11 protein-coding genes, 3 tRNA genes and 2 rRNA genes are annotated in these 12,569 nt (G+C 62.8%); all 16 read left to right on the top strand.

What is annotated here, in order from left to right; genetic code table 11:
• Positions 1 to 92: ribosomal RNA gene (gene rrf, locus E6X30_RS03195) — 5S ribosomal RNA — on the top strand; the annotation flags it as partial.
• A gap of 89 nt (positions 93 to 181) precedes the next feature.
• Positions 182 to 298 (top strand): 5S ribosomal RNA (gene rrf / locus E6X30_RS03190).
• A 207-nt stretch (positions 299 to 505) separates the two neighbouring features.
• Positions 506 to 1,510, top strand: coding sequence for a polyprenyl synthetase family protein (locus E6X30_RS03185; protein ID WP_034374035.1), 1,005 nt, complete (start codon positions 506 to 508; stop codon positions 1,508 to 1,510).
• 157 nt (positions 1,511 to 1,667) lie between these two features.
• Entirely contained in the window at positions 1,668 to 2,645 is a 978-nt protein-coding gene (locus E6X30_RS03180; RefSeq protein WP_236621904.1) for a PP2C family serine/threonine-protein phosphatase, read from the top strand.
• Positions 2,646 to 2,765: 120 nt separating this feature from the next.
• Positions 2,766 to 6,917 carry an FtsK/SpoIIIE domain-containing protein gene (locus tag E6X30_RS03175; RefSeq protein ID WP_316335699.1) on the top strand — a complete coding sequence of 1,384 codons (4,152 nt, stop codon included), beginning with the start codon at positions 2,766 to 2,768 and terminating at the stop codon, positions 6,915 to 6,917.
• Between the two features lie 104 nt (positions 6,918 to 7,021).
• Complete coding sequence (locus E6X30_RS03170; RefSeq protein ID WP_034374029.1) at positions 7,022 to 7,288, top strand: hypothetical protein; 267 nt, start codon at positions 7,022 to 7,024, stop codon at positions 7,286 to 7,288.
• A 144-nt stretch (positions 7,289 to 7,432) separates the two neighbouring features.
• Positions 7,433 to 7,696, top strand: coding sequence for a hypothetical protein (locus E6X30_RS03165; protein WP_016665064.1), 264 nt, complete (start codon positions 7,433 to 7,435; stop codon positions 7,694 to 7,696).
• Between the two features lie 37 nt (positions 7,697 to 7,733).
• Positions 7,734 to 8,006, top strand: coding sequence for a hypothetical protein (locus E6X30_RS03160; RefSeq protein WP_016665063.1), 273 nt, complete (start codon positions 7,734 to 7,736; stop codon positions 8,004 to 8,006).
• Between the two features lie 339 nt (positions 8,007 to 8,345).
• A tRNA-Tyr gene (locus E6X30_RS03155) sits at positions 8,346 to 8,427 on the top strand.
• A 95-nt stretch (positions 8,428 to 8,522) separates the two neighbouring features.
• Positions 8,523 to 8,595, top strand: a tRNA-Thr gene (locus E6X30_RS03150).
• Positions 8,596 to 8,652: 57 nt separating this feature from the next.
• Positions 8,653 to 8,729: transfer RNA gene (locus tag E6X30_RS03145), tRNA-Met, on the top strand.
• A 93-nt stretch (positions 8,730 to 8,822) separates the two neighbouring features.
• Complete coding sequence (rpmG, locus tag E6X30_RS03140; RefSeq protein WP_016665062.1) at positions 8,823 to 8,993, top strand: 50S ribosomal protein L33; 171 nt, start codon at positions 8,823 to 8,825, stop codon at positions 8,991 to 8,993.
• Between the two features lie 199 nt (positions 8,994 to 9,192).
• On the top strand, positions 9,193 to 9,645 hold the full coding sequence (locus E6X30_RS03135; RefSeq protein ID WP_016665061.1) for a MaoC family dehydratase N-terminal domain-containing protein: 453 nt from the start codon (positions 9,193 to 9,195) through the stop codon (positions 9,643 to 9,645).
• Positions 9,646 to 9,653: 8 nt separating this feature from the next.
• Entirely contained in the window at positions 9,654 to 10,088 is a 435-nt protein-coding gene (locus tag E6X30_RS03130; protein WP_016665060.1) for a MaoC/PaaZ C-terminal domain-containing protein, read from the top strand.
• Positions 10,085 to 11,203, top strand: coding sequence for a UDP-N-acetylmuramate dehydrogenase (locus tag E6X30_RS03125; protein ID WP_016665059.1), 1,119 nt, complete (start codon positions 10,085 to 10,087; stop codon positions 11,201 to 11,203). The genes E6X30_RS03130 and E6X30_RS03125 overlap by 4 nt, the downstream gene beginning before the upstream one ends.
• A gap of 97 nt (positions 11,204 to 11,300) precedes the next feature.
• Positions 11,301 to 12,569, top strand: coding sequence for a serine hydroxymethyltransferase (gene glyA, locus E6X30_RS03120; RefSeq protein ID WP_016665058.1), 1,269 nt, complete (start codon positions 11,301 to 11,303; stop codon positions 12,567 to 12,569).

The raw sequence follows: 12,569 nt of genomic DNA, 5'->3' as shown, positions 1-12,569 counted from the left end.
CGCCCGGTTCCATTCCGAACCCGGTAGCTAAGCCTAACTGCGCCGATGGTACTGCACTCGGGAGGGTGTGGGAGAGTAGGACACCGCCGAACTATTCTTCAGCCGGCTTCGTTCGACGAAGAACGAAGGCGCTATAAAAATTTCATAGAGACGCTGCCTCGAGCAGCATCGCCGAAAGTTTTTCGGTGGTCATAGCGTTGGGGAAACGCCCGGTTCCATTCCGAACCCGGTAGCTAAGCCTGACTGCGCCGATGGTACTGCACTCGGGAGGGTGTGGGAGAGTAGGACGCCGCCGAAATTATTCATCGAGAGCCCCGGTCGCAGCACCGGGGCTCTTTTTTATCTGTAAACCGTCGGAAATCCCTGCTGGTTCCTGCACTAGCGTGACCCTCCCCATTCGCGCGCGCCGCAGGCGACTCTTGCGCTGCACGCAGCCTCAAATCCCGATACAGTTAACGTCTGTAGTTCGTTCGCAGGGAACGGGCCCGTCAGGTAAAGGACAGTGATGGCGAGCTTCACGATGGATGACATCGACCCTTCCCTTGCGGAAGCGATCCAGAGCAGGCTCGAGGCTGTCGAAGATGAGCTGCGCGCTGCCGTCTCCACGTCGGACCCCATGATGCAGGCCACCGCTCCGTACCTGCTCGAAGCCGGCGGCAAGCGTGTGCGTCCGGTGCTTGTCATGCTCGCTGCTGCCTTCGGCGATCTCTCGGCACCTCAACTTGTTGACGCCGGTGCTCTCGTCGAGCTCACCCATCTCGCCACGCTCTACCACGATGACGTCATGGATGGCGCAGAAACCCGTCGCGGTACAAAAGCTGCCCATCGCGTGTGGGGCAACAACATCGCCATCCTCACGGGGGATTTTCTCCTAGCGCGCGCGAGTGCAATAAGCGCAGGCCTCGGCTCGGACATCGTCGCCGTCCACGCGCAGACCTTCGAGCGCCTGTGTTTGGGGCAGCTCAACGAGACGGTCGGTCCGACCGAAAGTGACGATCCGTTCGCTCATTACATCGACGTGCTCTCGAACAAGACTGGTTCGCTCATTGCGACCGCCGGTGTTCTCGGAGCGATGATCTCCGGAGCGCCTGCGCAGGTGGTGGAGACTATGCGTGAATACGGTGAGGCCGTTGGCGTGGCCTTCCAACTTGCCGACGACGTGATCGATATCCGCGCAACGTCCGAGCAATCCGGCAAGACCCCTGGAACTGATTTGCGAGAGGGCGTGCCCACGATGCCCACCCTCCTCTTGCGCTCTCATGTTTCCGAGCACCCCGACGACACGGCGTCAGCAACGTTGCTGTCCTCGCTCGACGGTGATCTCTCGAGCGATGAACGCCTCGCCGAGGTCGTCAGCCATCTGGCCAAACACAATGTCGTCGACGAAACCGAGAAGCTTGCTGAAAGCTACGCTGATCGCGCTCTCGCTCTTGTCGAAGCACTTCCTGCAGGCGCGGCAAGGGATGCTCTCACTGCATTTACCGTATCTCTCGTAAGGCGCCGTGCGTAACGGGCGTGTGAGCCTGCACCGTTCATCGCTTCTCGCTATGCTTGAGTACGCTCCAGGTACCGCGTGCTGAGTCCCCGCGGCGCCTCCTTATCGCGGCTGTACGGCCCGAATGCGCTCACAGCGTTTCGGCCTTCACGCCGTGCTCGACCAAGGTGATGTGAACCAACTCGTGAATGCAGACCTTTCATTGCGTGCCGAACGGCACGGGGGAGATTTCGGTGTGGCCTCGACGGGCGCAACCGACGTTGGTCTCGTGCGTTCCGTCAACGAGGATTCGTTCATCTCCTACGACCCGATTTTTCTCGTCGCCGACGGTATGGGCGGCCACAATGCCGGCGAAGTCGCAAGCGGAATCGTCGCGGATGAGTTCGCCTCGCTCGCCGGTGGAGACTACGTAGAGCTCGAGGACGTCGCCGACGCCATGGTCCGCTCCTATGAGCGCATTGCAAGCCTCGACGATGACTCGGGGCGTAGTGCAGGCACGACCGTGGCGATGGTTGCACTTACGCTTCACGAATCCGAGCCCCACTGGCTCGTGATGAACCTCGGCGATTCCCGCGTCTACATGCTGCGCGACGGTGAATTCTCGCAGATCAGCGTCGACCATTCAGTTGTGCAAGAACTCGTGGACCGCGGCGAGATTACGCTTGACCAGGCCCGCGTCCACCCCTATCGAAATATGATCACGCGTGCGCTCGGCGCCGGCCCCGATACGCGACCTGATTTTTGGCTCATTCCCGTTCGCCTTGGGGACCGCTTCCTCGTGTGTAGTGACGGCGTGACCGGAGAGGTCAGCGACGGCGAGCTTCACACGATGCTTCAGGAGACCTCGGAAGCGGATTTCGTAGCCCAGCGCATCGTGGAGACGGCCGTTGCCCATGGTGGGCGCGACAATGCGACGGCGGTCGTTGTGAGTGCCGTTGAACCCGATGATGCGGGAGTGTACGGGGAGCATATTTTCACGACCGTCGACCGGCTTGAACTGCCCGTGATCACTGACGAAGATGCGCTCGACGACGCTGCGCCTGCGCAGCCGGAGGGCGAGCCTGACACCGGTGACCAAGGCGATCGCGGTGACGGCGCAGAAGCCGTCGGATCGTTCGAGGCCGAACAGGAGCGCCCCGAGGGCGCCTGACGCACCTCGCCTTGTGCCGCACACAACCCCGCTTTTCACAATCGTGAAAGGCGGGGTTTGGCGTATCCCGAATCTTCGCGATTCTTGAGGAGGCCAAGGTGGTTGAAAGGAGGCGGGCCCGTGACGCTGCTTGTCGAGGTTTGCGCTCCCTCACAGCCTCCCGTTGTGCTGGAGATCGCCGCAGATGCCACCGTGACCACGGGGGAACTTACCGAACGCCTGCGGCATCATCTCGGCCTTGAGGGCGATGGCTACACCCTGCGCATTGCGTCAGGGAGTACGCAGGGGGTACCGGGCACGCTCTTCGCCAGTGAGGTCTCGCTTCATACCTCTGGGCTCGTCTCAGGGATGACCCTTGAGCTTGTGCGCACCCCGGGTGCCCGCCCTGAGCTTCGGCGGTCGGTGCCCTCGTCGTGGGAACTCGTGGTCGAAAGCGAGGGAGTGGAGCGCGTGTGTGCTCTCGATGTGGGGCTGTCGTCGCTGGGGTCATCTTCGACCTGCCGGCTCACCCTTGAGGGCGGGGGAGTCTCGAGTACGCATGCGTATATTGAGGCGGGCATCGACGTGTGGATCCACCCTGCTCAAGGGGCAGTGATAGCTCGCGAGGGGGAAGGGGAGGCAGCGTCGATTCGTCTCGCGCCTGGTTCCTATGCCCAGGTGGGGCCGTGGCGTGTCAGGGCTCGCCATAGGCCTGGCGCGGAGGTCGTAGTCGACGATGCGCCCGCGCGTGCATATCTTCCGCCCTCTCGAATTGAGCTCACGCAAGCGGAAGTGGAGATCGCGTTGCCGCGTGTGCCGCGGTGCGGTTCGTCACCGCCAGTTCCGTTTGTGAGCTTGTTCTTACCGCTCATGCTCGCTGGCGTTATGTACGCGCTCACACGGAGCACATTTGTCATCGTTTTTGTGATTGCGATGCCAGCGATGGCGATCGCGCACTACTGGTCCCAGCGCGCCCGCGTGCGTAGGGAATGGGTGGGTGCTGTTCGCGAGTTTGACGCAGCACTTGATGAGGCCCGAGCCGAGGTACACGGTGTGCACGAAACGGAGAAAGCGCGCCTCGAGGCGATGCTCCCGTCGGCAAGGGCCATCCTCCAGTGGGACTCGCCGAAAACTGGAGATCTGTGGGCGCTTCGCGACGAGCACAGCGATTTTATGGTGCTTCGACTCGGCACTGGCCGCATCTCGAGCTCGGTGAGCTTCAAAGGGGAGGCTGGGGCGGAAGGGCCTCGTGCTCTGAGGGGTGAGCTGGATATTCTCCGGGAGCAAGGCTCAACCGTCATCGCGCCAGTGACCATCTCCCTGCGTGAGATTCGCGGGCTTGGCATCACAGGTGAAGGACGCATGTCGCTTGCGCGTGCTCTTGCCGTACAGCTGGGTGGGCGGCATTCCCCTTCCGACGTTCGCCTCGCCCTCGTCAGTTCTCCCGCAGCTAACGCGAGCGCACGAAATCTCGCCTGGCTTCCCCACGTCCGGCGAGCCGGCGCAGGAGGCGTGCTTGTCCTCGAAACCGACGAAAGTGTTGCGGAGTGGGCCGCGCGGCGCATGCCGGGCGCAGTGGAGGACATAACAGAAGCAAATGTCGTCATTGTCGCGTTTGAACCGACCACGGCGCAGCTTACGTCGCTCGCAATCCTCGCGGAGGCGTGGGAGGCGCATGGCGAGATTGGGCCTCGGCTGATCGTAACGTCGGGGGACAGCTCGCACGTGCCGGGCGTGTGCGCGGCTTTAGTCGAAACACTGGCTTGCGGTGCAGTGCTGTGGCATCGAGGGGGTACTGCCCCTGTGACTCTCGAGTCTCTCGAGGGGGTGGGAGAGCAGGCGATTCTCCCGTGGGCGCGCCGCCTGGCACCCTTGGTTGATGCCCGTACAAGGGAGGGCAGTAGTGAAGCGATCCCCGCGAGCGTGTCGCTCCTCGAAGTGAACGGCACCGAACGTCGTCACATCCGTGACCGTATCGCCCGAGCATGGCACGTGAGCGATCAAGCGCAAACCCTCACCCTCGATGCTCTCGTGGGGTACGGCGAGACAGGCCCCCTCACCATCCCACTGCGCACGTGGGGTCCACACGCGCTTGTGGCGGGCACAACGGGATCGGGGAAATCGGAGTTCTTGCAGTCATGGGTTCTGGGTCTCGCTCTTCGGTATTCGCCGCGACGGCTCACCTTCCTGTTCGTGGACTACAAGGGAGGGGCTGCACTCGGGGAGTGTGCGCGGTTGCCGCACTGCACTGGGCTTGTCACGGACCTCAGCCCCGGCCTCGTGACACGTGCACTCACGTCGCTAAAGGCGGAGCTTCGCTACCGGGAAGAGCTGTTGGCCCGCATCGGAGCGAAGGACAGCGACGAGTACGCCGAAAGCGGCGGCACTGACTTGCCCGCGTTCGTGATCGTTGTCGATGAGTTTGCCGCGCTGCGCGACAACTACCCGGAGTTTCTTGACGAACTCATCGACATAGCTCAGCGAGGCCGCTCACTCGGGATCCACCTCATTCTCGCGACGCAACGCCCCGCAGGAATTGTAAGCGAACGACTTCGAGCGAATGTAAGCCTGCGCATCGCCCTTCGATTGAGCGACGCCGCCGATTCAATCGACGTCATCGGGTCAAAGGCAGCCGCTCAGATTTCCCTCGACACCCCGGGCCGAGCCGTCGTGAGCGCGGTGGGGGCGGGCCTTCAGCGCGAGGTGCAGATGGCGTACTCTGGCTCGCGCGGAGAAAGCGACCGGTCCTCGAGGCTCGCGGTCACTCCTGTTACGGCTATGAACATCGAGGGCGTGCCTCGCGATTGGGATGCTGAGCCGAAACGGTCGACGGCCACGCCGACGCGGGGACACACGCGAGAGCGGACGGAGGCGCGCCTCATCGTGGATGAGGCGATCGGCGAATGGTCACGGACTGGTGCCAGGGTACGCTCCCCGTGGTTGCCGCCGCTCGAGGATGACTACGCGGGCGAGGGGCTCGCGAAAGAATGGGGGCTCCCAGCGCCTTTCGCACTCCTTGATGATCCGGCTCGCCAACGCCGCGCGGTCGCGCGAGTGGGAGAGCCCGGATCCGTGTATGGCGTCTACGGTGCCTCCGGAACTGGGCGGAGTACGAGCATCGTGAGCATCGTGCGCTCGACCCGCACGGTAGAGGACAGGCCTCGAGTGTTCGTCATCGATTCGGCAAGCAGAGGCCTCAACGTGCTCATCGACGAGTCTCACGCCGTCGCATATGTGAGGGGAGACGACACCGCCTCGGTCCTAAGAATGCTCCGTCACCTTGCTCGTACTGAGACTCTTTCTCGAGCGTCGATGCTCGTGATCGACTCTTTCGCGGACCTATGCCACGAGGCCCATCCGAGCGATCGCGAGGATATGCTCTCGCTTCTCGGCGCCCTTGCCCGCACGGCGCGCGCACGCAAGCTCACTCTGGTTATCGGGGCCACGGGCCCCAGCGAACTTCCGCGGAGCCTCGAAACATCGTGCACCGAGAGAATTATTCATCGACTCTCGCGGCCCGAGGACTATGCCCTGTGTGGGCCGGCCGTCAGGCTCACCGATGCGGCACCCGTTGGCCGGGCTAGTATCGGTGGCCTCGAGGCTCACGTTGCGCTCTTTGATGAACCGTGCGCGCGCGAGGAGCGTGACCGGAATGCATGCCTCGAGGCCTTTACACTCTCCCGACGGTTGCTTGACGTGCGCGAGGCTCGAGAGCTCGTGCGCGATCCGCGTCGCGGGTTTGTAGGTTTCTCCCATACTGACGGAACACCGGTTTCGCTCCCGCTTATGCCCGGAGGGCTCGTGTTGGGAGGCGCGGCTCATGAGCGCCTCGCGCTGCTCGAGTCGCTTGCGCACCTCGCCCACGATCGTGAAGTCCTACGTGTCCCTGCTCGTGCCTCGAGCGATGCCGAGCATCCGCGATACCTACTCGAGCGGGCGAAGGGCATGGGAGCTGCGGCATTCGTTCTCCTCGAGGACATCAAAGCTCTCGAATCCGACGGCGGTGGCCCCGAGCTGGGTTCCGCTATCCGCGGGGCACTCGGTGCTGGTGCATGTATTTATGGCGGGCTCGAGGGAGGCTCATTTTCGAGGCTCGGATCCGTGGGGCCGGCACTCGCGCAGTCGGGCTGCGGCATTGTTCTCGGAGCGAGCGAAACGGATGTGTTTACCGTGTTCGGCCGCACTCCGCCTCGCACGAGATGGGCGAGCACCCCGGACGTTGCCTGGCTTGTCGAAGGGCACGAGTGTCGACTTATCGTCCCCTCGCTCGTGGCACGCAGCTGCGCGGCATAAATCGCGACTCCGCTTAGCGGAGGCGAACACACTGCGCGACACGACAACAGCACCATCAATGACTCGAGACCACCACACACCACCATCACGAAGGAGCACACCTCATGGGTGAAGGAATGGATCCAGCCGCAGTCGAGCGGCTCAGCGAACTCTTACGGTTCAACGCAGAAAGTTGGAGGCATGCGGGGCAGGAGCTTCGTACCCTCATCGGTGCCCTCTCCTGGAAAGGCCCCGATGCCGAGGCTTTCGCCAATCGCGGCCATGAGGTGTCTGCTCACCTCATGACCGTGAGCGACATGCTCAGACAACTCGCCCTTGCACTGGTAGAGCAGGCGGCAGAGCAACGTCGTGCCTCGAGCGTGGTGCACTAGCCACAACGAGCGTCGAAAAGTTCTGTTCGTTATCCACATCGAAGCCAGCCGCTCTCGCTCCACAGAATGTTCGTGGGCGCTGAGGCCGTAGCGTGAAGGTGTCGGAAATCGACCGTCGTAGACGACATGAGAAGGGAAAACACCATGATGAAGGGAATGGATCCCGGGAGCGTTGAGACCATGGCGGGTGAGCTCGAGTCGCTTGCCGTTTCGCTCCGTGACACGGGAAGTAACGCGGTGAACATGGTCCAGTCACTCGAGTGGGCCGGGGAGGACCGTGAAAACTTCCTGGCGCAGCTGGGCACTCTTGCCCACGCGGGTGACGACAATGCCGCGAGGCTCGGGCTCTTGGCCGAGAACGCGCGCGGGCAGGTAGCAGAACAGCGCGCTGCCTCGAGCGCCGGGTAGCACACACACGCTTCTACACACGACTCAAGGGGGAAACATGAACACGACATTTATCGGTATGTCGCCCGAACAGGGCGTCTCCACGGGCGAGGGCCTCGTCTCGCTCGCAACGGCAACCACGACTGCTCTGAACACCGCACGTGAAAGCGTCCAAGCCGCCCAGTGGGTAGGAGAGGATCGCGACGCGTTCGTCGCGAACTTCGAGGCCCTTGCGACGAGCATCGAAGCGCTACTGACGAACCTTCGCACGCACGGCGAGCAGGTCAAGCAAGAGGCGGCCGAGCAGATGCAGGCCTCGGCTGCAAGCTAGCGTACGCAGCCCCACCGGCTCTCTTTGGTTTCACGCCCTGTGCACGAGGGAAGAAGGGGGGAGGTGCACGCTTGGCGAAAGAGCGGTGCACCATGGGACAGAGGAGACGCACGCGAAGACGAGGGGGAAGAGAAGGGGGAAAGAATGGTGGGCGCCGCGGTTCAAACGGCTGCGGCGCCCACCCACGGGAAGATCCGGCTCGGCCGCGTGCACATCCTGTGAGAGGGAACACGGCTCCCAGCAGCCAATCTGCGTGGACGAAAGCGCAAAGGATCGCTAGTATTGATCAGGTTCGCTTCGCGATATGAAACCTCAAGAGGTGACGTATTCGGCGAGCAAGGCAGGTTACCCTAGCGGCCAAAGGGATCTGACTGTAAATCAGACGGCTCAGCCTTCGGGGGTTCGAATCCCTCACCTGCCACGCAGATCACCTCCACGAAAGTGGCTGTGATCCGCCGCACCGGGGACTTTCCCAAATTGCCTAGAGTGGCAAAACACGGTAAGTTTTCACGCGTTGCCCTGATAGCTCAGTCGGCAGAGCATCTCCATGGTAAGGAGAAGGTCAAGGGTTCGATTCCCTTTCAGGGCTCTGATCGGATGGCGGCCCGGCACCGAAGCATCGGTGTCGGGCCGCAGTTCCGATCGAGCCGGGGTAGCTCAGACGGTCAGAGCGCACGACTCATAATCGTGAGGTCGCGGGTTCGATCCCCGCCCTCGGTACCACTCCAGGTTTCCCTGGCGTGTTGACGTGCCTGCATGACGCAGGCGATAGGACCCGCGTATGCAAGATGCGCGCGAAACGGAAAGAGGCGAGTCATGGCAGCAAAAAGCTCTGACGTGCGTCCTAAGATCACCTTGGCGTGCGTAGATTGCAAGAACCGCAACTACATCACCAAGAAGAACCGTCGCAACACCCCTGACCGCCTCGAGCTCAAGAAGTACTGCTCGACGTGCGCCAGCAGCACGGTTCACCGCGAAACCCGCTGATCCATACGCACATACTCATCAAAAAGCCACCCCGGGTGTGCTCTCCGGAACCCCTCCGCTGAGCCGCTCACGAGGGTGGCTTTTTGCTGTGCAGTACGGTCCGGGGCGCACCACCACGGGCCGCGCTGAGCGACCGGATACGATGAGAACCTATGCGTGCCGTTAGAGGGCCGCACAACCGATCGAAGGGTGAGAACCAATGGCATCGCCGAATCCTGACTTCGCGGGCCGCGTGTACGACAGTGGCCCGTGCGTGCGAGTGTCGGAAACGAAGATCCGCGAGTTTGCCGCCGCTACCGGTAACACGCATCCCCTCACGGTGAGTGAGGATGCTGCACGCGCCGCGGGTTACGAGGCGATTATCGCGCCGCCCACATTCCTCGTGACGCTCGCCCAGGCAGAAGAGGCACGCTACATCAACGACCCGGAAGCCGGAATCGACTTTTCGCGCGTCGTCCACTCCGAGGAGTCCTTCGCCCTCAGTCGCGCGATTGTGGCAGGCGACGAACTCACTCCCAGCCTCACCGTCGAAGCTCTCAAGCAGGTTGGGCCGCACGCGATGGTGACGACTCGTGTGGACTTTACCGATGAGGCAGGCGCGCATGTCGCGAGCGTCCGTTCGTCGCTCGTTGTTCGAGGCGAGGAAGGCTAACCGGCATCATGACCATTCCCACCACTCCCACGCTCGAAACCCTCGCAAAGGGCGATGTCGTTGCACGCGAGACGCGACGTTTCACGCGCGACAGCCTCGTGCGCTATGCGGGTGCTTCTGGCGACTTTAACCCGATCCATTACAACGATGCGTTCGCACGCGAGGTAGGGCTTCCCTCCGTTATCGCACACGGCATGCTCACGATGGGCACCGTGATTGCCCCCGTTCTCGACTGGCTCGGCGATCCGGGCCGACTCGTGTCGTACGAGACGCGCTTTACGCGCCCGATCGAGGTGCCTGCGCTCGGTGGCGTCGACATTGATATTGAGGCAGCCGTCGGACTCCTGACCCCTGAAGAGGGCACCGCGCGCATTGACATCACGGCGAGTGTTGACGGGCACAAAGTGCTGACGAAGTGCCGCGCGGTGGTGAGGCTCGCGTGAAGCTTTCGGACCTCACGACTCTTCGCATCGGTGGCGAGATCAAGCACTACGTCGAGGCACGCACCGAAGAGGAACTGATCGCTGCCGTGCGCGACGCCGATGCGGCGGGCGAGGAACTGCTCGTCCTGGGCGGTGGTTCGAATCTCGTCGCGTCGAACGCCCCCTTCGAGGGAACCGTTGTACGCGCGGTCGGTGAGGATCGCCCGACGTGTATCGATGCGACCTGTGAGGTGTCGACAACAGGCGAGGCGCGGGTCGAAGACCGCACTCCGCTTGCGCCTGCCTGCGGCGGTGCGAGCGTCGAATACTTCGCTGGGACCACGTGGGATGCCGCGGTTGCGTACGCGGTCGAGCGCGAGATGATTGGGATCGAAGCGCTTTCAGGCATTCCGGGAACGGTGGGTGCCACTCCCGTGCAAAACGTCGGCGCGTACGGGCAGGAAGTGTCCTCTGTCATCACTCGTGTACGCACGTGGGATCGGCTCGAGAATACGATTCGGACGTTCTTTGCTGCCGACTGCCAGTTCGCGTACCGAGACTCGATCTTCAAACGTACGCGGATGCCCGGTGGCGGCGCGACCGGCCGTTACGTGGTGCTCTCGGTAACCTTCCAGCACCACCTCGGCTCCCTCTCGGCTCCCGTGAGGTACGCGCAGCTTGCCGAGCGACTCGGCATCGAGCCGGGGCAGCGCGCGCCGATGCGTGAGGTCCGCGAGGCCGTCCTCGACATCCGTGCGCGCAAGGGTATGGTCCTTGATGAGGGCGATCACGATACGTGGAGCGCGGGAAGCTTCTTCACGAACCCGATCCTCACGCACGAGGAGGCTGCGCGGCTGCCTGAGGCAGCGCCCCGTTACGAGGCTGAGGGCGGAATTAAGACGAGTGCCGCATGGCTCATCAGTCATTCGAACCTCGAAAGGGGATTCACGCTCACACCGGATAGGCGCGGTGCGGCACTGTCGACCAAACACTCGCTGGCTCTCACTAACCGCGGTGAGGCAACGAGCGAAGACATCGCGCAGCTTGCGAACCATGTACGCTCCGTGGTCCACGATCGATTCGGGGTGTGGCTCGAGCCTGAGCCGGTGCGTCTGAATGTTCGGATAGGTGCGTAGGCGCGGAGCCGACGCTTGCTCATCTGGCGCTGTTGCCTGGCTCACTAAGTGATTACACTCGAGCAGGACATAAGTCTTAGTACGCGAAGGAGCGCATATGAGCACGCATAGCGATTCGATTGCCACGGTCGACCCGGAGATCGCCAAGGTTCTCGATCAGGAACTGCATCGCCAGCAAACCACCCTTGAAATGATCGCGAGCGAGAACTTTGTTCCGCGGGCGGTTCTTCAGGCCCAGGGGTCGGTTCTCACGAACAAATACGCCGAGGGCTACCCGGGTAAGCGCTACTACGGTGGCTGCGAGTTCGTGGACGTCGCGGAAAACCTGGCAATTGAGCGTGCGAAGTCCCTTTTCGGTGCTGATCACGCGAACGTGCAGCCCCATTCGGGCGCGTCCGCCAACGCGGCTGTGATGCATGCTCTCGCAAGTGCTGGCGACACCCTCATGGGGCTTTCCCTCGCGCACGGCGGGCACCTCACCCACGGCATGAAGATCAACTTTTCGGGCAAGCTCTACAACATCGCGGCCTACGAGGTCGATCCCGAGACCGGCCGCATCGACATGGATCGTGTGCGCGCGCAAGCGCTCGAGGCGCACCCGAACGTGATCGTTGCCGGGTGGTCGGCGTACCCGCGCCAGCTCGACTTTGAAGCATTCCGCTCGATCGCCGATGAAGTTGGTGCGAAGCTGTGGGTCGATATGGCGCACTTCTCGGGTCTTGTGGCCGCAGGTCTCCACCCGAGCCCGGTGCCGTTTGCCGATGTCGTTTCGACGACCGTTCACAAGACTCTCGCGGGTCCCCGCTCGGGCCTTCTTCTCGCCAAGCAGGATTTCGCGAAGAAGGTTGACTCGGCGGTGTTCCCTGGCCAGCAGGGCGGCCCGCTCATGCACGTGATCGCTGCGAAGGCGGTCGCTCTGAAGCTCGCGGCGACCGACGAGTTCAAGGAACGCCAGAAGCGCACGCTCGAGGGCGCGCAGATTCTCGCTGAGCGCCTCGGTCAGGCTGACGCGAAAGAGGCCGGCATCGAGCTCCTCTCAGGAGGCACCGACGTTCACCTCGTACTCGTTGACCTCCGCAAGTCTGAGATCGACGGGCAACAGGCCGAGGATCTCCTTCACGAGATCGGCATCACCGTGAACCGCAACGCGGTTCCGAATGATCCGCGTCCGCCGCGCGTGACGTCGGGTCTTCGCATTGGTACGCCGGCGCTTGCGACGCGTGGTTTCGGTGCGAGCGAATTCACGGAGGTCGCCGACATCATCGCGACCGCACTTACCGGCAAGGGGGATGTCGAGCAGCTTCGAGGGCGCGTTCGTACGCTCGTGGAAAACACACCCCTGTACGCCGACCTCACCCAATACTGA

It is taken from the genome of Dermabacter sp., from assembly GCF_032550575.1.
In the GTDB taxonomy this organism is placed as follows: domain Bacteria; phylum Actinomycetota; class Actinomycetes; order Actinomycetales; family Dermabacteraceae; genus Dermabacter; species Dermabacter hominis.
This window is presented reverse-complemented; position numbering and strand designations above follow the sequence as displayed.